At 66.1% G+C, this 20,447-nt stretch carries 23 protein-coding genes, 1 tRNA gene and 1 pseudogene; 12 read left to right on the top strand and 13 right to left on the bottom strand.

The annotated features are described in order from the left end of the window. From G9408_RS13865 to G9408_RS13850, 4 genes and pseudogenes are all read left to right on the top strand, one after another. A pseudogene (locus tag G9408_RS13865) lies at positions 1-107 on the top strand (IS5/IS1182 family transposase); the annotation flags it as partial. Positions 108-468: 361 nt separating this feature from the next. Then, positions 469-726, top strand: a complete 258-nt coding sequence (locus tag G9408_RS13860; protein ID WP_168454556.1) for a DUF3489 domain-containing protein — start codon at positions 469-471, stop codon at positions 724-726. Then, complete coding sequence (locus G9408_RS13855) at positions 723-1,154, top strand: DUF2924 domain-containing protein (protein ID WP_168454555.1); 432 nt, start codon at positions 723-725, stop codon at positions 1,152-1,154. Before G9408_RS13860 ends, G9408_RS13855 begins: the two co-directional genes overlap by 4 nt. Beyond that, positions 1,073-2,812, top strand: coding sequence for a recombinase family protein (locus G9408_RS13850; RefSeq protein WP_168454554.1), 1,740 nt, complete (start codon positions 1,073-1,075; stop codon positions 2,810-2,812). Before G9408_RS13855 ends, G9408_RS13850 begins: the two co-directional genes overlap by 82 nt. A gap of 191 nt (positions 2,813-3,003) precedes the next feature. On the opposite strand, the gene G9408_RS13845 is transcribed toward G9408_RS13850, so the two are convergent. From G9408_RS13845 to G9408_RS13830, 4 genes are all read right to left on the bottom strand, one after another. Further along, positions 3,004-3,080, bottom strand: a tRNA-Arg gene (locus G9408_RS13845). Positions 3,081-3,128: 48 nt separating this feature from the next. Further along, positions 3,129-3,602 (bottom strand): DUF1178 family protein, encoded by a 474-nt coding sequence (locus G9408_RS13840; RefSeq protein ID WP_168454553.1) that lies wholly within the window; start codon positions 3,600-3,602, stop codon positions 3,129-3,131. 2 nt (positions 3,603-3,604) lie between these two features. Beyond that, positions 3,605-3,865 carry a glutaredoxin 3 gene (grxC, locus tag G9408_RS13835; RefSeq protein WP_137871500.1) on the bottom strand — a complete coding sequence of 87 codons (261 nt, stop codon included), beginning with the start codon at positions 3,863-3,865 and terminating at the stop codon, positions 3,605-3,607. A gap of 3 nt (positions 3,866-3,868) precedes the next feature. Further along, entirely contained in the window at positions 3,869-4,732 is an 864-nt protein-coding gene (locus G9408_RS13830) for a ComF family protein (RefSeq protein ID WP_168454552.1), read from the bottom strand. Between the two features lie 102 nt (positions 4,733-4,834). Here G9408_RS13830 and G9408_RS13825 point away from each other — a divergent pair, with 102 nt between their 5' ends. Next, entirely contained in the window at positions 4,835-5,626 is a 792-nt protein-coding gene (locus tag G9408_RS13825; protein ID WP_235957802.1) for a methyltransferase domain-containing protein, read from the top strand. Here G9408_RS13825 and G9408_RS13820 read toward each other — a convergent pair. After that, positions 5,623-6,051, bottom strand: a complete 429-nt coding sequence (locus tag G9408_RS13820) for a (deoxy)nucleoside triphosphate pyrophosphohydrolase (RefSeq protein ID WP_171005334.1) — start codon at positions 6,049-6,051, stop codon at positions 5,623-5,625. The genes G9408_RS13825 and G9408_RS13820 overlap by 4 nt on opposite strands. Positions 6,052-6,116: 65 nt before the next feature. Between G9408_RS13820 and G9408_RS13815 the strand changes: the two genes are divergently transcribed. Both G9408_RS13815 and G9408_RS13810 read left to right on the top strand, forming a co-directional pair. After that, on the top strand, positions 6,117-6,287 hold the full coding sequence (locus G9408_RS13815) for a Flp family type IVb pilin (RefSeq protein ID WP_120217082.1): 171 nt from the start codon (positions 6,117-6,119) through the stop codon (positions 6,285-6,287). Between the two features lie 146 nt (positions 6,288-6,433). After that, positions 6,434-6,601 carry a Flp family type IVb pilin gene (locus tag G9408_RS13810; protein WP_168454550.1) on the top strand — a complete coding sequence of 56 codons (168 nt, stop codon included), beginning with the start codon at positions 6,434-6,436 and terminating at the stop codon, positions 6,599-6,601. A 58-nt stretch (positions 6,602-6,659) separates the two neighbouring features. Here the strand turns inward: G9408_RS13810 and G9408_RS13805 are convergent, their stop codons facing one another. The 4 genes from G9408_RS13805 to G9408_RS13790 all read right to left on the bottom strand — a co-directional run bounded on the left by G9408_RS13805 (position 6,660) and on the right by G9408_RS13790 (position 12,049). Next, complete coding sequence (locus G9408_RS13805; protein ID WP_168454549.1) at positions 6,660-8,171, bottom strand: M48 family metalloprotease; 1,512 nt, start codon at positions 8,169-8,171, stop codon at positions 6,660-6,662. Positions 8,172-8,320: 149 nt separating this feature from the next. After that, positions 8,321-9,268 (bottom strand): acetyl-CoA carboxylase carboxyltransferase subunit alpha, encoded by a 948-nt coding sequence (locus G9408_RS13800; protein ID WP_168454548.1) that lies wholly within the window; start codon positions 9,266-9,268, stop codon positions 8,321-8,323. Between the two features lie 10 nt (positions 9,269-9,278). Further along, complete coding sequence (locus tag G9408_RS13795; protein WP_168454547.1) at positions 9,279-10,208, bottom strand: tyrosine recombinase; 930 nt, start codon at positions 10,206-10,208, stop codon at positions 9,279-9,281. A 26-nt stretch (positions 10,209-10,234) separates the two neighbouring features. Continuing rightward, the gene (locus tag G9408_RS13790; protein WP_168454546.1) at positions 10,235-12,049 is read right to left on the bottom strand and encodes a hypothetical protein; all 1,815 of its coding nucleotides are present in this window, start codon (positions 12,047-12,049) and stop codon (positions 10,235-10,237) included. Between the two features lie 126 nt (positions 12,050-12,175). On the opposite strand from G9408_RS13790, the gene G9408_RS13785 reads away from it, so the two are divergent. Continuing rightward, positions 12,176-12,766 (top strand): shikimate kinase, encoded by a 591-nt coding sequence (locus tag G9408_RS13785; RefSeq protein ID WP_168454545.1) that lies wholly within the window; start codon positions 12,176-12,178, stop codon positions 12,764-12,766. After that, positions 12,754-13,857, top strand: a complete 1,104-nt coding sequence (aroB, locus tag G9408_RS13780) for a 3-dehydroquinate synthase (RefSeq protein WP_168454544.1) — start codon at positions 12,754-12,756, stop codon at positions 13,855-13,857. Before G9408_RS13785 ends, aroB begins: the two co-directional genes overlap by 13 nt. Positions 13,858-13,988: 131 nt before the next feature. On the opposite strand, the gene G9408_RS13775 is transcribed toward aroB, so the two are convergent. Genes G9408_RS13775 through radA form a run of 4 tightly spaced genes read right to left on the bottom strand, consistent with a single transcriptional unit; the run spans position 13,989 to position 18,199 of the window. Beyond that, on the bottom strand, positions 13,989-15,863 hold the full coding sequence (locus tag G9408_RS13775; protein ID WP_168454543.1) for a monovalent cation:proton antiporter-2 (CPA2) family protein: 1,875 nt from the start codon (positions 15,861-15,863) through the stop codon (positions 13,989-13,991). Beyond that, positions 15,860-16,288 (bottom strand): iron-sulfur cluster assembly scaffold protein, encoded by a 429-nt coding sequence (locus tag G9408_RS13770; RefSeq protein ID WP_168454542.1) that lies wholly within the window; start codon positions 16,286-16,288, stop codon positions 15,860-15,862. Before G9408_RS13770 ends, G9408_RS13775 begins: the two co-directional genes overlap by 4 nt. Continuing rightward, on the bottom strand, positions 16,285-16,815 hold the full coding sequence (locus tag G9408_RS13765; RefSeq protein ID WP_210423371.1) for a CvpA family protein: 531 nt from the start codon (positions 16,813-16,815) through the stop codon (positions 16,285-16,287). Before G9408_RS13765 ends, G9408_RS13770 begins: the two co-directional genes overlap by 4 nt. Before the next feature lie 10 nt (positions 16,816-16,825). Then, the gene (radA, locus tag G9408_RS13760) at positions 16,826-18,199 is read right to left on the bottom strand and encodes a DNA repair protein RadA (RefSeq protein WP_168454541.1); all 1,374 of its coding nucleotides are present in this window, start codon (positions 18,197-18,199) and stop codon (positions 16,826-16,828) included. A 58-nt stretch (positions 18,200-18,257) separates the two neighbouring features. On the opposite strand from radA, the gene G9408_RS13755 reads away from it, so the two are divergent. The 3 genes from G9408_RS13755 to G9408_RS13745 all read left to right on the top strand — a co-directional run bounded on the left by G9408_RS13755 (position 18,258) and on the right by G9408_RS13745 (position 20,442). Then, the gene (locus G9408_RS13755; RefSeq protein ID WP_168454540.1) at positions 18,258-18,707 is read left to right on the top strand and encodes a DUF1801 domain-containing protein; all 450 of its coding nucleotides are present in this window, start codon (positions 18,258-18,260) and stop codon (positions 18,705-18,707) included. An 88-nt stretch (positions 18,708-18,795) separates the two neighbouring features. Next, on the top strand, positions 18,796-19,446 hold the full coding sequence (gene fsa / locus G9408_RS13750) for a fructose-6-phosphate aldolase (protein ID WP_168454539.1): 651 nt from the start codon (positions 18,796-18,798) through the stop codon (positions 19,444-19,446). A 201-nt stretch (positions 19,447-19,647) separates the two neighbouring features. Next, positions 19,648-20,442 (top strand): crotonase/enoyl-CoA hydratase family protein, encoded by a 795-nt coding sequence (locus G9408_RS13745; RefSeq protein ID WP_168454538.1) that lies wholly within the window; start codon positions 19,648-19,650, stop codon positions 20,440-20,442. Positions 20,443-20,447: the final 5 nt, after the last annotated feature.

Genomic DNA, 20,447 nt, shown 5'->3' with positions numbered 1-20,447 from the left:
TCGGCCGCCTCAAAGACTGGAGACGCGTCGCAACACGCTACGATCGCTGCCCGAAAGCCTTCTTCTCCGCCGTAGCTCTCGCCGCGACTGTCATCTTCTGGCTCTGATCAATGAGTCCTGACCCTAGAGGGGGTGTCTGCCGCTTTGCCGTGAACTCGCGCGACACCAAAAGTGACGGGCGAAAACGTCCGCTTCTCTAGTCTTCCATTCTAACAGCTGCCCTTCCGGATCTTCCAACTTCGCGGCCGTTCCAAGCCCATCATTTCATGTCCGCCATCGGGAAATCTGCAGTGAAGCGCCAATGACCAAAATGAGGCGCAACGCCGACATTCGACTGGACTAGTGCCAACGAACGAGCATTGCTGTTTCCGCGGCCGCGCCGGTAGGTGCTGGCCGCACGCCTCGCGCTGACGGGGCTTTGGGTGGTGGGCCCGGCGCGGTGCCGGGATCCGATCAAGGAGACCGCCCATGACCAAGAATACCCCGCGCGCGAACCGCGCAGCTTCCGCTCCCGGACCGACCGCGACCGAACGGCCGCAGACGAAGGCCGAGCGGCTGCTCGCCATGCTCCGCGCCCCCGCCGGCGCCAGCGTTGAAGAAGTAGCCGAAGCCCTGGGCTGGCAGCATCACACGGTGCGCGCCGCGATCACCGGCGTGCGCAAGAAGGGCCATGAGGTTGTCCGGCAGAAGCAGGGCAGCGTCACGACCTATCGGATCGGCGCATGAGCGCCGGTGAGAGTGAGGCGGCAGCACTCGGCGCGATGTCGAACGCCGATCTGAAGCGCGAGTGGGAGCGGGTGCACCAAGCACCCGCTCCCCCGATCGCGCCGAGCCTCCTCGCGCGTGACCTCGCCCATCGCGTGCAGCTCGCCGCAGCAGGGGGCATGGATCGCGGCCTCGAACAGCGGCTACGCAAGCTGGTCGCTTCCCACGCGGATGTCCCCGGGACCGGCGGCCGCGCTGCAGCGTCTGCCTCTCTCGCGGGCGGAACCCAGCTGCTGCGGGAGTGGGGCGGTCGGACGCACCGGGTGATCGCCGAGCCCGATGGCAGCTTCCTTTACGCGGGCGAGCGATGGCGATCGCTCTCGGCGATTGCCCGCGCCATCACCGGAACACGCTGGTCGGGGCCGCGCTTCTTCGGAACCGGCGCATGAAGAAGCTGCGCTGCGCCATCTATACGAGGAAGTCGACCGAAGAAGGCCTCGACATGGACTTCAACAGCCTCGACGCCCAGCGCGAGGCTTGCGAGGCCTATGTGACGAGCCAGCGTTCCGAAGGCTGGACGCTGGTTCCCAACGCTTATGACGATGGCGGCGTATCCGGCGGAACCATGGAGCGCCCCGCGCTCCAGCGGCTGCTATGCGATGTTCGCGCAGGCAAGGTCGATGTCATCGTCGTCTACAAGGTCGATCGCCTGACGCGCGCGCTTTCGGACTTCGCAAAGATCGTCGACGTCCTCGACGCGGCAGGCGCCTCCTTCGTCAGCGTGACCCAGGCGTTCAACACCACGACCAGCATGGGCCGGCTGACCCTCAATGTCCTCCTGTCGTTCGCGCAGTTCGAGCGCGAGGTGATTGCCGAGCGCGTCCGCGACAAGGTCGCGCAGTCGAAGGCACGCGGGATCTGGATGGGCGGCGTCGTACCGCTCGGCTATGATGTAGAGGATCGCAAGCTGATGCCGAACGCCATCGAAGCCACAACCGTCGTCCACATCTTCCGATACTATCTCGATCAGCCTTCGGTGCGGGCGCTGAAGCTTGCGCTCGACGCGCAGGGCGTCCGGACCAAGATCCAGCAAGGGAAGTCGGGACCGAGGGGCGGCGTGCCCTTCTCGCGCGGGGCGCTCTACTGGCTCCTCTCCAACCCCATCTACATCGGCAAGCTGCGTCACAAGGACAAGGTCCATGAAGGGCAACATGAAGCGATCATATCCACCGATCTGTGGGACGCGGTGCAAGCGAAGCTAGAAGCCTCCACCGCCGAACGTGCGAACGCCATCATCCCGAACGGCATCGCGCTGCTCACCGGGATGATCCGCGACGCCGACGACCGGCCTATGTCGCCTTCGTTCACGGTCAAGCAGGGTCGCCGCTACCATTATTATGTATCGAGCATCAGCAAGGACATCGACCGTGAGGTACCCGGCAAGCCAGCCGCCCCGGTCGCGCGGATCGCGGCACGGTCGATCGAGACGGCGGCACGCGACGCCGTCCGCGAACTGCTGCTCGATCCGGCACGCATCGCCGGGCTCGACGACCGGGCCGGGGCCGCGGTCACCAGCGCTCGAATCGACACCGCTGCGGAGCTTGCCCGGCAGGTCGGGCCTCACGCCGACCATGGTGCCCGCAATCTCTTCGAGAGACTCGGGCTCACGGTCAGGGTCCATCCAAGGCGGGTTGCAGCGAGCCTGTCGGCTAGCGCCTTGATCGCGGCGCTGGAACATCTGCCCGAAGGGGCCGATCACGAACCGGATCGTATCGACCTTGTGATCCGCACCGACGTGCAGCGCGGCAAGCGTGGGACGAAGCTCGTCATCGCCGGTCTAGAACCCGTGGGCCGCAAACCAGACCCGCGTCTCGTCAACCTGATAGCCAAGGCACATCGCGCCCGTTCCAACCTGTTCGGCGATCAGGCATCCCCGAGGGATCGGCACATCGAGCGCCTTGCCCGCCTGGCCTATCTGGCACCCGACATCACCCACGCGATCCTCGACGGGAATCAACCCGCGGCACTGACGTCGCGTCGGCTGCTCAAGCTCCCGGCCCTGCCGCTCGCATGGCCCGACCAACGGCGACTGCTCGGATTTACCTGATCGAATCACCGCTGCGGTGGCCACCGGATTGCGCCGCGGAGACTTGCCGAGACTTATCGCTGAATTAGCTCGCCGGAAGCCCTGTCTCTGACCACACCGGAGCGGGAGACCGCGGGAACGGCCGCAGAACCGCGCCGATTTCACCTGAGGAACCTAGTATAACCGTTCTATATCAGTCACTTAGATGTGCGTGGTGCACCCGACTGGATTCGAACCAGTGGCCCCCAGATTAGGAATCTGATGCTCTATCCTGCTGAGCTACGGGTGCGCCGCGGTTCGTGTAGCGGCGCGAGGCGCGCAGCGTCAATCGGCGCGGCTAATTAACCGCGTCGGGCGGGGCGATCGGTACCAGGAGCGGCATCGCCGCGATCCCGTCGTCACGCAGCGCCTGCGCTTCCTCGGGTGAGGCCTGGCCATGGATCAGGTCGTCGGGTGCGCGGCCTTCGTGCATGGCGCGAGCCGCATCGGCGAAATCGCGTCCGACCCAGCGCGATTGTGGCAGCATCTCTGCCTGTTTCGTCGCAATTTCGGCGACGATCTTGCGTACCAGCTCGGGCGATATCTCGTTTGACGCCGCGCAATCGGTTGGCGGCGTTGGCGCCGGTTCGATCAGCTGGTTCGACTTGGCGCCGATCCGCGGCGCCATCACCGCCTTTTCGATCCGGACGTCGCCGCAGACCGGGCAAGCGATCAGATCGCGCGCGCGCTGTTCGGTAAAGCTCTCACTGCTTGCGAACCAGGCCTCAAACCGGTGATCGCCGGCGGCGCAGCAAAGATCGAAAACGATCAAGGTCAGGCGAGGCCGAGCAGCGGATCCAGCCCGCCGCGCGCGTCGAGCGCCGCCATATCGTCGCTGCCGCCGATATGTTTCCCGTCGATGAAAATCTGCGGCACGGTGCGCGCGCCGCCGGCACGTTCGACCATGGCGTCGAACCCGGCGCGGTCCATCGTCACGTCGATCTCCTGATACTCCGCGCCCTTGCGATCGAGCAGCGCTTTCGCACGCGAGCAATAGGGGCAGAGGAATTTGGTGAAAACTTCGATCTTGGCCATGACCTATCCTGTCATCATCTGGTCCGACATATCGGAATCCAACGAAGCAAAGTCAAATATGTTGCTCGTCATCAGCGCCTCGGGAACGACGCGCGCCCAGGTCAGCGCCGATACGCGCGCCGCGCCGCTGCGCCGCAGCACCTTGGCCGCGGCGCGCAGGGTCGCGCCGCTGGCGTGAACGTCGTCGACCAGAATGATGTGGCGCCCCGCCGCACGCGCTTTGGCATCGGCGGCCAGCGCGAACGCTCCGGCAACGATCCGCTCACGCTCGCGCCGCCCCTTGCCGCGCAGCGATGCGGTCGATTTGACGCGATGCAGCAGGTGATGGTCGCGCGGCGCGCCGCTGGTGCGCGCCAGTTCATCGGCGACCAGCGCGGCCTGGTTGAAACCGCGCGACCATAGCCGCCAGCGGTGCAGCGGCACGGGTATGATCAGCATGTTTGCGGTATCGCCGAGCGCCGCCAGTCGCCGCGCCATCAACCGCGCCATCAACCGCGCATGGCCGGTGCGCCGCCCATATTTCAGACGCAGGGCAACGGTGCGGGCGACCGGGCCATAAGCAACGACGGCAGGTGCGCCATCAAAGGGCGGCGGGCTGGCGAGACAGGCACCGCAGGCGATCGGCCCGCCGGGCAGCGCCGCTGGCAACGGGATCGAGCAATGCGAACAAGCGGGTCCATCGAGAAATTCGAGCGACGCCCAGCAGGTCAGACAAAATTGCCGGTCGTCGCCGACGATCACGCCGCATCCGGGGCAGCGCGGCGGCAGCGCATAATCGACGATCGCGCGCGCCGCGCTTCGCAAGGCGCGAGACAATGCCCCGGACGGCGCCTGTTTTTCTTCGACATCCCCGGTCGCGGTGATCATCCGCCGCTTGTGAAGCATGACTGGGGACGGCACAAGCGGCGGATGTCGCAGCCTCTCCACCCGCTTTTTTCGGCCGCCCGTCACCGCGCCCAGCGCGATCGCATGGCACGCCTGCCCGCGTCCGCCAACTTCCTCGCCCCGATCATCGCGGAAACCCTGCTCGACCGGCTGACGATGGTGACCCGCAACTTTCCGCGCGTCCTGCTCATCGGCGCGCACGATCCCGCGCTCGCCGATCGACTCCGCGGCATCTGCACGGAATTGACCATCATTGAAGCCGGACCGCAGCTGGCAGCAGCCAGCGGCGCGATCATTGTCGAGGCCGACGCGCTCGACCTGCCCTTTGCCAGCTTCGACTTGATCGTCTGGCCGGGCGGCCTCGACAGCGTCAACGACGTCCCCGGCGCGCTGCTCCGACTGCGCGCCCTGCTCGCGCCCGACGGCTTGCTGCTGGGTGCGTTCGTCGGCGACGGCAGCCTGCCGCGGCTTCGCCGCGCGATGATGGTCGGCGCGGTGCGCCCGATCGCCCGGATGCACCCCCAGATCGATCTCGCCGCGATGGGCAATCTGCTCCAACGCGTCGGCTTTGCCTTGCCGGTGGTCGATGTCGAGGCGCTCACCGTGCGTTATGGCGACTGGTTCGCGCTGGTCCGCGACCTGCGCGCGGTCGGGCTCACCAGCCGCCTCGTGCCCACCCCGCCGCCGCTGACGCGCGCCGAGACAGCGCAGATCGCCGCCGCCTTCGCCGCGCAAGCCGACCCCGACGGTCGCGTCGCCGAAAGCCTGCGCATCGTCCATTTCAGCGGGTGGGCGCCGCATCCCGATCAACCGCAGCCCGCGCGGCGCGGCAGCGGCACCGCTTCGCTGACCGAAGCGCTGAAGCCGAAGGGCTAAACGAGCGCTTCCAGCAGACCGATCAACGGCTTGTCGGCCGGCGGCATCGCCAGTCCGTGCAGTTCGACCGGACGCACCCAGCGCAGCGCGCTCGCATGGTGCGCAACCGGGGTGCCCCGCCACTTGCGGCAGACATAGAGCAGCAATAACAGATGCCGGTCGCCCAGCATGTCGCTGGCGAAACAGGCGGGGGCCAGACAGGCCTGTTCGACGTCGATGCCCAGTTCCTCCGCCAACTCGCGGATCAGCGCCTGTTCGGGCGTTTCGCCGGGTTCGACCTTGCCGCCGGGAAATTCCCACAACCCCGCCATCGACAGACCCTCTGGGCGCTGCTGAACGAGCAGGCGGCCGTCGCGATCGACGAGCGCCGCAGCGACCACGACCAGGTCATTTTTTGGCGGTTTTCCGGGGCTGGCGACGGACAAATTGTTAACCTTCCTGTGCGATCATCGGCATCCTCGGGAACTACACTTCAAGCAGGGGTGGAACAATGCGCAACCTTTACAGGCTGATGCGGTCGACCAGGGCCGCTACAGCCGTCGAATATGGGCTGATACTGGCCCTCATCTTCATCGCCGCCGTCGGCGCCGTCGGAAATGTCGCGAACAGTACGGGCCTCATGTGGAACAACGTCTCCACCGCGGCCCAGACCAACATGTAGCGCCGCGGCGACTGTCCCTTTTCTGGACTTGCGACCGATCCTTTCGCCGTCAGCCATTAAGATTTTCAAAACCTATTCGTCCTAAACCAGCCACTGTTGACCCAGACCAGACCGTCAACAGGGTAAGTGAAATCAGGAGACCAGTCATGAAGTTCATCAAGAAATTCGTTCGCGATACCAAAGCCGCAACCGCCATCGAATATGGTCTGATCGCGGCCCTGATCGCCGTCGCCGGCATCACCGCGATGGGCGCCGTTGGCAACAGCGTCAGCAACACCTTCAACAAGGTGAACACCAACCTGACCACGCCGTAATAGCGCGATCAACCAAACAGAAGGGGGCGGTGGAAACACCGCCCCTTTTTTTGTCCGATCACCGGCTGGCGTAAACGACGATTTTCACCTTTTGCCCGGGCGTCAGTCGGCTCGACGCGGTCAGGCGGTTGAGCACCTGGAACCGTTCGGCCTGATAATTGCTGTACGCCATACGCCGCGCCAGGCTGGCCATCGTGTCGCCGCGCCCCACCGTCACCACATCGATCCGCCGCGGCTTGATCGCCGCCGCTTCGGCGGTGCTGAGCCGACGGACGCTGTTGAACATCGAATTGAACACCCCGGTTCCGCCCGCCTTGGTCAATGTGACGAAGTGAAAGGCGCTGCTCCGCGAAAATTCATAGGCAAAGATGGTGACGTCGATCTGCCCCGACTGGCTGGCGACGCGCGCGGTCGAGTAAGAGGCGGGGATGCCGTTCACCGTGGTGCGCTGAACCGCGCCCGGGGTGATCGCGGTGTTGCCCGCCACCGATTTGAACGCCGCGGCGATATAGGCATTCATGTCGCCGCTGTACGGGCCGGTGGTAAATTGCGCCTGACCGCCATTGCCGCTGACCGTGACGGCGGTGGTGCCATTCTGCATCCCGTAACCGCCGGGCACCGCAAAGCGCAACCGGAGGTCGGGGTGGAGAAATTCATTGCCCTCGACGACGCCCTGCGCCGGATCGTCGCCGTACAGCACATTATCGACCGCCGCCAGAAACGCATCGGCATTGCGGGTTCCGCCGGTGCCGCCGACGCGGCTTGCCAGCGTCTGGGCGTTGCGGACGCGCGAGGCGGGGTCTGGGTGGGTGCTCGCCCATGCGGGCAATGAACGCGCATCGCCGCCGGACAGTCGGGCGTCGAGGTTGGTCTGATTGGCAAGACTGGCGAGCATCGTCGACAGCGCGAGCGGATCATAGCCCGCGCTGCGCAAATATTGGACGCCCAACTGGTCGGCCTGCAATTCCTGGCTGCGCGAAAAGCCCAGGGTCGCGAGCTGCGCGACCTGCATTGCGTTGTTCTGGAGCAAGCCGCCGAGCCCGCCGAGCACGCCGCCACTGTCGCCGATCGCACCCCCCAGCACCGCGCCGAGCACGCCGAGTATCTGGTTGCGCGTCGCCGCCGACTGACGCTTCTTGCTGTGCTGCGCCGCGACATGGCCGACCTCATGCCCCAGCACCCCGGCAAGCTCGGCCTCGTCGTTCATCAGCGCCATCAGCTGGCGGGTGACATAGACATAGCCGCCCGGGATGGCGAAGGCGTTGTTCACCGGCGAATTCAGCAGGGTGACGGTAAAATCGCTGCGCGCGTTCGACAGCCCCGATTGCAGCGCAATATTCTGGCCGACGCGGACGACATAAGCGGTCTGCGGTCCGCTGTAAGCACCGCCGAATTCCGCCATCAGCTGCGGATGTGCCTCGTCGCCCTGCTTGCGTTCGGACGGCGTGATATTGGTCGCGGTCTTGATCGCCTTGAGCTGAGCATCGGCGGCCCCGGTGAGGGCAAGGCTGCCGAGCGCCACAGTCGCTGCGAGTTTGACGGCAAGGCCGGTCTTCTTTCTTCGGATCATCGATGCGCCTCCCACAAGCCATGCATTTATCAGGGCATATTCCCTATTCGCGGCGAGACAAGCCGTTGTCGAACGCGGCCTGATGTGCGTCAGGAGCCCTGTCTTGAGGGTGAACGCAAATCGCGACGATCGGGTTCCGTCGAGGGGCTTCAGCCGCGACCCATGGCGAGGAATTTCTCCTCGCGCGCCGCGAGGATCGCATCGCGCGGCAGCCCCGACAGGCCGTCGAGTTCCAGCGCGATGGCATCGCCCAGCGACGCAATCGCAACCTCGGGCGCGCGGTGGGCGCCCCCAACCGGTTCGGCGACGATGCGGTCGATGATCTTCAGGCCCAGCAGATCCTGCGCCGACATTTTCATCGCGGCAGCGGCATCGGCGGCCTTGTCCGACGTGCGCCACAGGATCGACGCGCAGCCTTCGGGCGAGATCACCGAATAGACGGCATGTTCGAACATCAGCACGCGGTTCGCCGCGGCGAGCGCGATCGCGCCGCCCGAGCCGCCCTCGCCGACGATCGCCGCGACCATCGGCACGCCCAGCGCCAGGCATTGTTCGGTCGAACGCGCGATCGCTTCGGCCTGGCCGCGTTCTTCGGCCTGAATGCCCGGAAAGGCGCCCGACGTGTCGACCAGCGTCACCACCGGCAGGCCGAACCGGTCGGCGAGCTGCATCAGGCGGATCGCCTTGCGATAGCCCTCGGGCTTGGCCATTCCGAAATTATGCTTCATCCGCGACGGAATATCGTCGCCCTTTTCATGCCCGATGACCATGACGCGGCGACCGCGAAAGCGGGCGAGGCCGCCCAAAATCGCCTGATCATCGCCAAAATTGCGGTCACCGGCGAGCGGCATCCAGTCGTCGAACAGCCCCGCGACATAATGTTTGAAATGTGGGCGGTCGGGGTGACGCGCCACCTGCGTCTTTTGCCAAGGGGTCAGCTTCGCATAAATATCACGCAGCAATTTCGAGGACTTGTCCTCCAGCCGCGCGATGTCATTGTCGATGTTGAGGGTGGGGTCGTCCCCCATGTCGCGCAGTTCGGCAATCTGCCGATCGAGCGCGGCGACCTGTTTTTCGAAGTCCAGAAAGGCTGTCATCGTCGGACCGCTAAGCCGATGGTGCCGCGACGTCAACGTCTGCTGATCCCTGCCCCGCGTCCATCTGCGCGAGCGGATGGCGACGGTTGACCAGTTCGACCAGCCGGCGGCTGTCGACATGGGTATAGATTTCGGTCGTCGCGATGTCGGCATGGCCCAGCATCAGCTGCAGCGCGCGAAGGTCAGCCCCGCCTTCGAGCAAATGGGTGGCAAAGGCGTGGCGCAAAACATGCGGGCTGACCGCGGCGGGATCGATCCCCGCCCGGCCCGCAAGGTCGCGCAGCATCTGGAACAGCCGGACGCGCGACACATGGCTTTTTCCCGACGGAAACAGCCAGGGCGATCCGTCGACGAACAGCGGAAGCCAGCGGTCGAGCGCGCTGCGGGCGCGATCGGACAGCGGCACCAGCCGCTCCTTGTCGCCCTTTCCCTTGACGATCAGAAATTCGCGTGCGCCGCCGATCGCGCGGCGCGGCAGCGTCACCAGCTCGCTCGCGCGCAGCCCCGAACCATAGAGGAGTTCGAGCAGCAGCAGCATGCGGACCGCAGCCGCGGGCGGGACGTCGCCCGCCGCTTCCGCCTCGGCCTGCGCGAACAATTGCTCGACATGCGCGTGGGTCAGGATGCGCGGCAACGCGCGGCGCGTCGCCGGGCGCGCAATGTCGAGCGCGGGATTGTCGACCCGGTCGCCCTCACCCTGCAGAAAGGCAAAAAACTGGCGCAGCGCCGACAGCTTGCGCGCCGCACTGCTCGCCGCAAGCGACTGATAATCGGCCATCAACTGGCGCAACGCCGCGACATCGGCACCGGCGAGCGGGCCTTTGACCCGTTCTGCCGCCTGCTCCAGATCGCGGCGATATGCGACCAGCGTGTTGCGCGAAGCACCGCGCTCGGCCGCCATCATCTCCAGAAAGCGGTCGATGGCGGCGCCGTCAGACATGGTCGATACCAGTCGCGTTGGCCGGTTCAGACACGCACCAGCGCTTCGGCGGCGATCATCCGCGCTTCGGACGCCAGCCCGACCTCGCGCAGCGCGCGGACGATATAATAGAGATGATAGGGCGGGACTTTCGACCATTCGCCCTGCATCCCCGCCGCGGCGAGCAAGGCGACCATGCCGGGTTCGCGGCGTTCGGCCGCCGCCATGATCGCGCGCGACCAGCGCGTCTGCTTGCCCAGATCGACTTCCAGATCGCTCGCCGCCGACGCCGCGGCACCGGCATCGATCCGTCCGAGCCCTGCGAGCCCCGCGAGCAGGAATTTCGACCGGAGATAGTCGGCGCTGTCGTCATTGCCCGAAAATTGTCCAACCGTTCCCGCCGTCGTGCCATTGAGTGGCCGCGGCGATCCGACCGCGAGTACGCCCCAGGCGCGGCTGCCCACGGTGACCGTCGGCACCCACGCGATCGCATTGGCGTCATAGCCGCCCGCGAGCATCGACCCCAGCAACTGCCACGGATCGTCGCCGATTTCTGTGTTCACCGGCAACGCTGCGGCAGCGCGCGCGGTCGACACCATTGCGGCGTAGCGCTGCACCGGTGTGCTGCCAGCGGCCCAGATCGCCTCCATCGCTGCATAACGATCGGCGCGGCGTGCCGAGCCGAAGGCCGCGCGGAGCTGGTCGGTTTGCGCCGCGAGCGCTTCGGACGGCTCCTCTTCCCCCGCCGCAGCGCTCAGCAACGACACATAGGCATCGCTCGACAGGACGCCGCGCGCAGCGGCTTCGGGCGCAGCGGCGATGCGGCTCGCCATGTCGGTCATCGGCGCAAGCACCGTCCAGCCCTTCATATTCGCAGGCGCGGCAGTGCGCAGCGCCTCGGGAACGGGAACCGCGGTCGCCGTCGCCATGCCGAACCGCCAGCTGGTCAACCGATCGACATTGTCCCATTCGATCGTTGTCGACCGGCGTCCGCTGCCCGTCGCGCCGAGCACGCGCTCGGCAAGCAATATGTCAAAATTGGAAATCCTGCCGCTCGACCGCACGCGACCGATCGCCCAGCCCGCCGGCCCCGCCTCGCCCGACAGGCCCGAACAGATTGCCGACGCCAGCCGCCACGCCTGCTCGTCGCCATGCGCCAGCCCCGCGGGAACATAGGCGCACAGGCCCGCCGGATCGGCATTGGCCAGGTAAGTCTGCTGCGCGGCGGCGACCAGCCGCGGGCTCGCGCGGTCATAATCGACCGACTGGACGATCCAGCGCGCCGCAATCGATTCGCCCATCCGCAAGAGTAGCGAGGCGCGGTCGGCGGCAAGGTCGGCGCCGTTGATCGTTGCGGGCGTATCGATCGCCGAGACGAGCGAACGGCGCAGCAATATCTGGCCCCAGCGCGACGCGAACTGGCCGTTGGTTCGCCGCATGATCGCGGCTGCATATTGACCGCGCACCCCGAACGCATCGGGACCGAGCCCGCCGGTTTCGGGCGTCAGTGGCCCAATGCGGGTGAGCAGCCGACGCGCCCCCGGGGGCAGGTCATATTTCAGCGTGCCGGGCTCAACCGTTTCGTCATCGACATCGTCTTCGTCGGCGTCATCGGTCGCCCCGGCGGTGTCGGTCGAACCGACGGTCGGGGTGACCAGCCGCGGGGCCGTGCCGTTTTTCGGTGCCGATGTCGGCGCGGGGGTTTGCGACGGCGTTGGCGTGGGGCGCGGCGCGGGGGTGTCGGCTGGGTTGCCGAAACCTTCGGGCAGCAGCGATTCCTGCGCGATCGCCGGTAACACCAGCGCGGCAGCGAGCGCGGAGCCCGACAGGCCCAAGGTCAGCGTCAGCAATTTCTTCGTCATTGCGCCGCGCTTTCGCCAATCTTGTCGGCCACGTCCACCTCTATCGTTCACGCCCGCGCGATCGGGCTTGCACTATCGCCGAAAACCGTTGTTCCGCGCGTAGCGGGCGGTATAGCCGCGCGCACCATGTCGCGAAACCCGAAAAGCCCGGTACCAAACAGCTCCAGCGCGATCCCCGCCGCAATTCGCGAGCGCTCGATCGTGCTCGTCGGGTTGATGGGGTCGGGAAAATCGACCGTCGGCCGCCGTCTGGCGGGGCGGCTCGGGATGCGGTTCGCCGACGCCGACGATGAAATCGAACGCGCCGCCGACATGACGATCTCGGACATTTTCGAACGCTTTGGCGAAGCGCATTTCCGCGACGGCGAGCGGCGCGTAATCGCGCGCATGCTGGCGGGAAAACCGATGGTGCTGGCAACCGGCGGCGGCGCGTTCATCAACCCCGAAACACGCGCGCTGATCCTCCGGGACAGCCTGTGCATCTGGCTCGACGCCGACATCCCGACACTGGTCGAGCGCGTCGGGCGCCGCAGCCATCGTCCGCTGCTCAAGAACCGCGACCCCGGCGAGGTGCTGCGCGAGCTAGCCGCGGTCCGCAACCCCATCTACGCCGAAGCGCATCTGCGCGTCAGTTCGGCGAGCACGCCGCATGACCAGACGGTCCGCGCGATTTTGGAAGCTCTGTCGAAGTGGGAAGATCCGCAATGGAACAGCTGACCGTAGAACTGGGCGCGCGCAGCTATCCGGTGCTGATCGGCGATGGGCTCATCCGCGAGATCGGCGCGCATGTCGCCCCGCTGCTCAAACGCCCGCGGACGATGATCGTCACCGACACCCATGTCGCCGACCATTATCTGGTGCCGCTCGGCACCGCGCTGGCGATGGAGAATATCTCCTTTTCGTCCTTCGTCCTCGACCCCGGTGAAGCCGCCAAAAGCTGGGCGGGGCTCGCTCGGCTGACCGAATGGCTGATCGGCGAAGGTGTCGAGCGCAGCGACCATGTCATCGCACTCGGCGGCGGGGTGATCGGCGATCTCGTCGGCTTTGCGTGCAGCATCGTCAAACGCGGCTGCCACTTCATTCAGGTGCCAACCACCCTGCTGGCGCAGGTCGACAGCAGCGTCGGCGGCAAGACCGCGATCAATGTTGCCGCAGGCAAGAATATGATCGGCGCTTTTCATCAACCCGCGCTGGTCGTGATCGACCCCGCCACGCTCGACACGCTGCCGCGCCGCGATCTGGCCGCAGGCTATGCCGAGGTGGTCAAATATGGCCTGATCGACGACGCGGATTTCTTTGCCTGGTGCGAGGTGAACGGCGACGCGCTGCTCGCAGGCGACGGTGCCGCGCGGCACAAGGCGATCGCCCACAGTGTCGCCGCAAAAGCCCGTATCGTCGCCGCCGACGAGCGCGAGACGCAGGATATTCGCGCCTTGCTCAACCTCGGCCACAGCTTTGGCCACGCGCTCGAAGCCGAGACCGGCTATTCCGACCGGCTACTCCACGGTGAGGCCGTCGCCGCGGGCATGGCGCTGGCGCATCGTTTCTCGGCAGCGCAAGGCCTGTGTCCGGCCGCCGACGCCGAACGGGTCGCAGCGCATCTGGCCGCAGTCGGGCTGCCGCATGACCTCGCCAGCGCCCGGATCGACGCCACCGGCGCGACGCTGGCCGCCCATATGGCGCATGACAAGAAAGTGCGCGGCGGCAAACTGCCGCTGATCCTGAGCCGCGGCATCGGGCAGAGCTTTGTTACCGACGCCTACGGACTGGATGCGGTGGCGGCGTTTCTGGACCGGGAAAACCGCTAGAGAAGGCAAACAGTCCCAAGTCCGTTTGCCCTGAACTTGTCGAAGGGTCGCTCCTTCTTCGCGACGCCGCAAAAACGAAAGACGGTGCTTCGACAAGGTCAGCACAAACGGAAGATGGAGGACGCAGCGCTTTACCCGACTGTCTCGCCTGCCTCTTTCGCCAGCTTCGCTGCGTTCCGCCGTTCGCGCAGGGTTTCCAGAACGCTCGCCGCCTGCCGTCCGCCGCCGGCGATGAACCGGTGGTCCATCCCCGCCGTCAGATCGCCTTCGCTCATCTGCGCGCGCAGACGCTCCGCATCGAGGTGTCGCAGCGCCTGTTCGACGTCGGCGATCTCGTCGGCACCGACATCGATCTGCTGCAGCGCCAGCAGCCCCAGCGCGATCGAGCTTTCAAAGGTTTCGCGCACCGCACCGTCGACCCCGGCGCCGTCGATCGCCATCAGCTGGCGGCGGTCGAACACGCGGGTCAGGATCTTCGCATTCGGGAACGCCTTGACGATCGGCGCCAGCACCGCCGCGTCAAAACTGCGGTCGTCGGTGCAGAAAATGATCAGCCGCGCCTGTTCGGCGTCGGCGCGGCGCAGCACGTCGATGCGCAGTCCATCGCCATAATAGACCTTGGTGTTGTAGCGCCCCGACGTCTCGATCTGGCTGGCCTTTTTGTCGATCAGCGTCACCGAACAATCGACCGCGTGCAGCATCTGCGTCACGATCTGGCCGAACCGACCGTAACCGACGACGATCGCGGATCCGCGCGGCGCATGTTCGGGGTCATCGAGCTCAGCCGCGACGCTATCGGGGGCAAATTCCAGATTGCGCGCGAACAGCATCAGGAACGGGGTCGAAATCATCGACAGCGTCACGACGGCACTGAACAGGCTCGCCGCCTCGGGGGCGATCAGCTGGGCTTCGGTCGCCTGGGTGAACAGCAGAAAGCCGAATTCGCCGCCCTGGCTGAGCAGCAGGCCAAGCCCGAGCGCGACGCTCCACGGCTTGCCGAACAGGCGGACAAGGACGGTTAGCACTGCGACCTTCACCACCACCAGCCCCGCAGCCAGCGCCACGACGCGGAGCGGATCGTCGCGAATGACATTGAGGTCGAGCACCATGCCGACTGCGAGGAAAAACAATCCGAGCAGCACAAGCCGAAAGGGTTCGATATCGGCCTCGATCTCGTGCCGGTACGGCGAATCCGCAAGCATCACCCCGGCGATGAAGGCGCCGAGCGCAGTCGACAGGTGCATGCTGTGCATGAAGGCGGCGCTGGCCAGCACGACGAGCAGCCCGACGACGACGAACAGTTCTCGCTCACCGTAACGGCCGATGATCCGCAGCAGCGGGTTGAGGACAAAGCGTCCGACTACGACGAGGACGATGATGGCGACGACGGTGTAAAGCGCCATCTGCCACCCCGGCGGCGCCGAAGGGTCGGCGGGCGCGCGCGACAGCACCGCTATGATCGTGATCATCGGCACGATCGCGAGATCCTGGAACAGCAGAATCGAAAAGGCCTTTTCGCCAAAGGGCGAATTGATCCGCCCCGAACTTTTCAGGCTAGGCAGTACCTGCGCGGTCGACGACAAAGCCAGCGGCAGCCCGAGCGCCAGCGCCGCCTGCCAACTGAACCCCAGCGTCACCATAATCAGGCCAGACAGGATTACACCGGTGATGGCCACCTGCGCCAGCCCCAGCCCGAAAATCGCGCGGCGCATATCCCACAAGCGGCGCGGATGCAGTTCGAGCCCGACGAGAAAGAGCAGAAAGGCGATGCCGATTTCGGCAAAGGCAAGCTTCGATTCACCGCCGCCGACCAAGCCTAGGCCGTAGGGGCCGACCAGCGAACCCGCGATCAGATAGCCGAGCACTGCGCCCAGCCCCAAACGACGGAAAAGCAGCACGAACAAAGTCGCAACGCCCAGCAAGATTGCGCCCTCGATCAGCGCGGTATCGACGACCCTTTCGGCCGCCACTTCGGTTGCCACCGCGCTGAGCGCGAGCAGGTTCATACCCGCGCACCTTGTTTTTCGAGCGCCAATATCGCGGCGTCGAACGGCAGCAGGATCGCGCCCTGCCGCGCGGGATAGTCACGCGCCGGGGCGAGCAGGTCGAAACCCGGCCAGTCGGGCGTGTTGCCGCTGCCGGCAAACCAGCCAGCGATCGCATCGCGTGCGGCGCGAATCTCGTCGCCACTGCGCCCCGGCGCGTGGCGTGCCAACAGCGTCGCGGCGGCCTGTCCTAGCGCACAAGCTTCGACGTGCATGCCGATCGCGGTCACCCGCCCATGGTCGTCGGCGTCAAGGTCGAGCAGGATGCGGCTCCCGCACAGCGGCGCCCGCGCCGTCGCATGATACCCCGCATCGGGTTTGGGCAGGTGGTCGGCGGTCGCCACCGCCAGCGCCAAAATGTCGCGATTGTAGAGCGGCGCGCTCATGACGATGTCGCTTCGGCTTCGCGCGCCGCGGCGCGGCGTTCGGCGATCACCTTGCTCAGCGCCGCGCTCGTCGCATTGAGCGCGGGATAGGTGCGGCTTTCGGTCATCCACACCGGGCGCTGCGCATTGCCATAGCCAATGTCGTACAGCAGCGTCACCACCATGAAGCCGAGCGCCGCGATCATCAGCCCCTTCACCGCGCCGAAGCCGGCGCCGAGGCCGCGGTCAAAACCGCCGACGAGCGACGCGCGGCTGCGCTGTCCCATCGCGCGCGATCCCCATTTGGCAAAGGCGAACACCCCGCCGAACAGCAGCACGAACGCCAGCATCGCGGCGCCGCCATCGCTGCCGACCCAGCCGGTCAGCAGGTCGGTCGTGACCGGATGGAAAAACCGCACCGCCGCGATCGCCAGAATCCAGGCAAGCAACGATGTCACTTCCTGCACCAGGCCGCGCGAAAAACCGAGCACCGCGCTGCCGCCGACGAGCGTCAGTACGAGTATGTCCAGAGCTGTCAGACTTCCCATTCAGGGGTGGCTAGTCGCGACCGAGCATCAGGTCAACGAGTTCGCCGAGCCGGTCGAAACCGGTCACCGCGATTCCGCCGACGGGCTTCAGCCCCTTTGGCCCCCAAGCGCGCGAAAAACCAAGCTTCGCCGCTTCGCGCAGGCGCAGCCCATCGTGCGAAACCTGCCGCACCTCGCCCGACAACGACAGCTCGCCAAAGACGATAGCGTCGGCAGGGACCGGCCGTTCGCTGAACGCCGAGATCAGCGCCGCCGCGACCGCCAGGTCGGCCGCGGGGTCGGTCAGGCGATAACCGCCCGCGATGTTGAGATAGACTTCGGCGCCGCCCATCTGGAGCCCGCAGCGCGCCTCGAGCACCGCGAGCACCATTGCGAGGCGCCCGCTGTCCCAGCCGACGACGGCGCGGCGCGGCGTCGCGCCGCTCGCAAGCCGCACGGTCAGCGCCTGCACCTCGACCAGCACCGGGCGCGTGCCTTCCAATGCGGGGAACACCACCGACCCCGGCACGTCGCGGCTGCGGTCGGTCAGGAACAGGCTCGACGGGTTTGCCACTTCGCCCAGCCCCTCCTCGCCCATCGCGAACACCCCGATCTCGTCGGTGCCGCCGAAACGGTTCTTCACCGCGCGCAGGATGCGATATTGGTGGCTGCGCTCGCCCTCGAACGCCAGCACCGTGTCGACCATATGTTCGAGCACGCGCGGGCCCGCGATCGTCCCGTCCTTGGTGACATGGCCGACGAGCACCAGCGCCGCGCCGCTGTCCTTGGCGAAGCGGATCAGTTCCTGAGCGCTCGCGCGGACCTGGCTCACGGTTCCCGGCGCGCTGTCGATCAGATCGCTGTGCATCGTCTGGATCGAATCGATCACGACGAAATCGGCCGTCTGCCGGTCGCCAAAGTTTTCAAGCGTCGCCAATATGTCGCGCACCGACGTCGCGCTCGCCAGCGCAACCGGCGCGTTGCCCAGCCCCAGTCGCTGCGCGCGCAGCCGCACCTGCGCTGCCGCTTCCTCGCCGCTGATATAGACGACCGACTTCCCGGCCTTCGCGAGCCGCCCTGCCGCCTGCAGCAGCAAGGTCGATTTGCCGATCCCCGGATCGCCGCCGATCAGCGTCGCCGATCCCGCGACAAATCCACCGCCGAGCGCGCGGTCGAATTCGGCAATCCCGCACAGCATCCGTCCGGGCATTTTGCTGACCGCATCGAGTGTTTCGAGCGCCAGCGTCCGTCCGCCTTTGCTCAGGTCGTGCTTGGCGGAAAAGACGGTCTCGCCCGCTTCCTCGACCAAGGTGTTCCATTCGCCGCAATCGGCGCATTGCCCCTGCCAGCGATAGGTGGCAGAGCCGCAATTCTGGCAGACATATTGACGCTTCGCTTTGGCCATGCGACTTCGCATAGTCGGAACAAAAAAGGAACGCCAGCTTTTTGAGTGGAGATGCGATATGACCGCTTCGACCGAACTCGACATTTTTCTGGCCAGATATGACCCCACGATCGAAGCGCTGGCGCGCGCGCTCAAGAGGCGAATGGATGCGCGGATGCCTGGCGCAACTCGAACGGTCTATGACAATTACAACGGGCTGGTGATCGGCTATGGCGGCGACGACAAGGCCAATCACGCGATCCTCTCGCTCGCGGTGATGCCGCGCTGGGTCAATCTCTTCTTTCTGAAGGGTGCGATGCTCGACGACCCAGCGGGCATCCTGCTCGGCGAAGGCAGCCAGGTCCGCCACATCAAGCTTCATGCCGTTGACGACTTCGACGCCCCTGCCGTCGAGCCGCTGATCGCCCAGGCAATTGCGGCTGCCGAACCGCCGATCCCCGGCGATGGTCCCGCCCCGCTCGTCATCAAGTCGATCTCGGCGAAGCAACGCCCGCGCCGCCCTGGCTGACCCGGTGGCGACCCCGGGCGCGCCGCGCTATAGCGAGCCCACCGAATCGCCCGCCATCAACCGGCGGCTCAGCAGGATCGCCCATCTCATGAAATTCTTCGCCGACACCGCCGAAATCGCCGACATCCAGGAACTCGCCGCGACCGGCCTGCTCGACGGGGTGACCACCAACCCGTCGCTGATCGCCAAGTCGGGGCGCGATTTCAAGGAAGTGACCCGCGAGATTTGCGCGCTGACGACCGGCCCCGTGTCGGCCGAAGTCGTCGCGCTTGATCATGACACGATGATGAAAGAGGCAGAAATCCTCCGCAAGATCGCCGACAACGTCTGCATCAAGGTGCCGCTCACGATCGACGGGCTCAAGACCTGCAAGGCGCTGACCAGCGAGGGCACGATGGTCAACGTCACGCTCTGCTTCTCGGCGGCCCAAGCCCTGTTGGCAGCCAAAGCCGGCGCAACCTTTGTTTCGCCCTTCGTCGGCCGCCACGACGACAATGGCTTCGACGGCATGCAGCTGATTTCCGACATCCGGCTGATCTACGACAATTATGGTTATGAAACCGAGATCCTCGTTGCGAGCGTCCGCCACGGCATCCATGTGCTCGAAGCCGCCAAGATCGGCGCCGACGTGATGACCGCGCCGCCGTCGGTGATCAAGGGGCTGTTCAAGCATATCCTGACCGAAAAGGGCATCGAAGGCTTCCTCGCCGACTGGGCGAAGACCGGGCAGTCGATCTGACGACAAATCCTCTCCACTTGTGGGGAGGTGGCAGCGCGCAGCGCTGACGGAGGGGGGTGGCGTCCTGACGCGACGCGGCTTCAGGCCGCATGCCCCCTCCACCGCCGCTTCGCGGCGGTCCCCCTCCCCATTCCGGGGAGGATTACAGTTGACGTAAACGTCAACCAACCGCGATACTCCCTCGAAAGGGAGAGATTCGCGATGACCGACACCACCATCCTCACCGAACGCCGCGGCCATGTGCTGATCGTCACGATCAATCGGCCCGAAGCGCGCAACGCGGTCAACGCCGCGGTCCACCTCGGCATCGGCAGCGCCTTGGAAGAGGCCGAGAATGACCCCGAAATCCGCGTCGTCGTCATCACCGGCGCGGGCGACAAGAGCTTTTGCGCCGGCGCCGACCTCGTTGCGCTATCGCGCGGCGAAAGCCTCTATCCCGACGATCCGGCGCAGCAGGCATGGGGCTTTGCCGGCATGGTGTCGCACCCGATCTCGAAACCGATCATCGCTGGGGTCAATGGGTTTGCGTTCGGCGGCGGGTGCGAGATCGCCTTGATGAGCGACATCATCGTCGCCGCCGATCACGCGCAATTCGGGCTGCCCGAGGTCAAGGTCGGGCTATTCGCTGCGGCGGGCGGCGCGTTCCGACTGGCGCAGCAGCTGCCGCGCAAGCTCGCGATGGAATATATGCTGACCGGCGACCCGATCCCCGCTGCGCGCGCCGCCGAGTTCGGCCTCGTCAACCATGTCGTACCGCTCGCCGAGCTGATGCCCACCGCGCTCGCGCTCGCCGAAAAGATTGCCGCCAACGCCCCCTTGTCGGTGCAGGCATCGAAGCGCGTCGCGCTCGGCATCGAGGACGGCCGCATCGCCGCCGACGCTCCCTATTGGGACCACAACACCCGCGAACGCGGCGTCCTGATGCGCAGCGAAGACGCCCGCGAAGGCCCCCTCGCCTTCGCCCAGAAGCGCAAACCCGAATGGAAAGCGCGCTGAGATGG

The sequence above is a fragment of the Sphingopyxis microcysteis genome (genome assembly GCF_012274265.1).
Taxonomy (GTDB): Bacteria; Pseudomonadota; Alphaproteobacteria; order Sphingomonadales; family Sphingomonadaceae; genus Sphingopyxis; species Sphingopyxis microcysteis.
This window is presented reverse-complemented; position numbering and strand designations above follow the sequence as displayed.

What these genes read in the sequence shown, in the direction of transcription:
- G9408_RS13860 (WP_168454556.1), top strand. Translation starts at nt 469, where the DNA reads ATGACCAAGAATACCCCGCGCGCGAACCGCGCAGCTTCCGCTCCCGGA.
- G9408_RS13855 (WP_168454555.1), top strand. Translation starts at nt 723, where the DNA reads ATGAGCGCCGGTGAGAGTGAGGCGGCAGCACTCGGCGCGATGTCGAAC.
- G9408_RS13850 (WP_168454554.1), top strand. Translation starts at nt 1,073, where the DNA reads ATGGCGATCGCTCTCGGCGATTGCCCGCGCCATCACCGGAACACGCTG.
- grxC (WP_137871500.1), bottom strand. Translation starts at nt 3,865, where the DNA reads ATGGCCAAGATCGAAGTTTTCACCAAATTCCTCTGCCCCTATTGCTCG.
- G9408_RS13830 (WP_168454552.1), bottom strand. Translation starts at nt 4,732, where the DNA reads ATGATCACCGCGACCGGGGATGTCGAAGAAAAACAGGCGCCGTCCGGG.
- G9408_RS13825 (WP_235957802.1), top strand. Translation starts at nt 4,835, where the DNA reads ATGGCACGCCTGCCCGCGTCCGCCAACTTCCTCGCCCCGATCATCGCG.
- G9408_RS13815 (WP_120217082.1), top strand. Translation starts at nt 6,117, where the DNA reads ATGCGCAACCTTTACAGGCTGATGCGGTCGACCAGGGCCGCTACAGCC.
- G9408_RS13810 (WP_168454550.1), top strand. Translation starts at nt 6,434, where the DNA reads ATGAAGTTCATCAAGAAATTCGTTCGCGATACCAAAGCCGCAACCGCC.
- G9408_RS13805 (WP_168454549.1), bottom strand. Translation starts at nt 8,171, where the DNA reads ATGATCCGAAGAAAGAAGACCGGCCTTGCCGTCAAACTCGCAGCGACT.
- G9408_RS13800 (WP_168454548.1), bottom strand. Translation starts at nt 9,268, where the DNA reads ATGACAGCCTTTCTGGACTTCGAAAAACAGGTCGCCGCGCTCGATCGG.
- G9408_RS13795 (WP_168454547.1), bottom strand. Translation starts at nt 10,208, where the DNA reads ATGTCTGACGGCGCCGCCATCGACCGCTTTCTGGAGATGATGGCGGCC.
- G9408_RS13790 (WP_168454546.1), bottom strand. Translation starts at nt 12,049, where the DNA reads ATGACGAAGAAATTGCTGACGCTGACCTTGGGCCTGTCGGGCTCCGCG.
- G9408_RS13785 (WP_168454545.1), top strand. Translation starts at nt 12,176, where the DNA reads ATGTCGCGAAACCCGAAAAGCCCGGTACCAAACAGCTCCAGCGCGATC.
- aroB (WP_168454544.1), top strand. Translation starts at nt 12,754, where the DNA reads ATGGAACAGCTGACCGTAGAACTGGGCGCGCGCAGCTATCCGGTGCTG.
- G9408_RS13775 (WP_168454543.1), bottom strand. Translation starts at nt 15,863, where the DNA reads ATGAACCTGCTCGCGCTCAGCGCGGTGGCAACCGAAGTGGCGGCCGAA.
- G9408_RS13770 (WP_168454542.1), bottom strand. Translation starts at nt 16,288, where the DNA reads ATGAGCGCGCCGCTCTACAATCGCGACATTTTGGCGCTGGCGGTGGCG.
- G9408_RS13765 (WP_210423371.1), bottom strand. Translation starts at nt 16,815, where the DNA reads ATGGGAAGTCTGACAGCTCTGGACATACTCGTACTGACGCTCGTCGGC.
- radA (WP_168454541.1), bottom strand. Translation starts at nt 18,199, where the DNA reads ATGGCCAAAGCGAAGCGTCAATATGTCTGCCAGAATTGCGGCTCTGCC.
- G9408_RS13755 (WP_168454540.1), top strand. Translation starts at nt 18,258, where the DNA reads ATGACCGCTTCGACCGAACTCGACATTTTTCTGGCCAGATATGACCCC.
- fsa (WP_168454539.1), top strand. Translation starts at nt 18,796, where the DNA reads ATGAAATTCTTCGCCGACACCGCCGAAATCGCCGACATCCAGGAACTC.
- G9408_RS13745 (WP_168454538.1), top strand. Translation starts at nt 19,648, where the DNA reads ATGACCGACACCACCATCCTCACCGAACGCCGCGGCCATGTGCTGATC.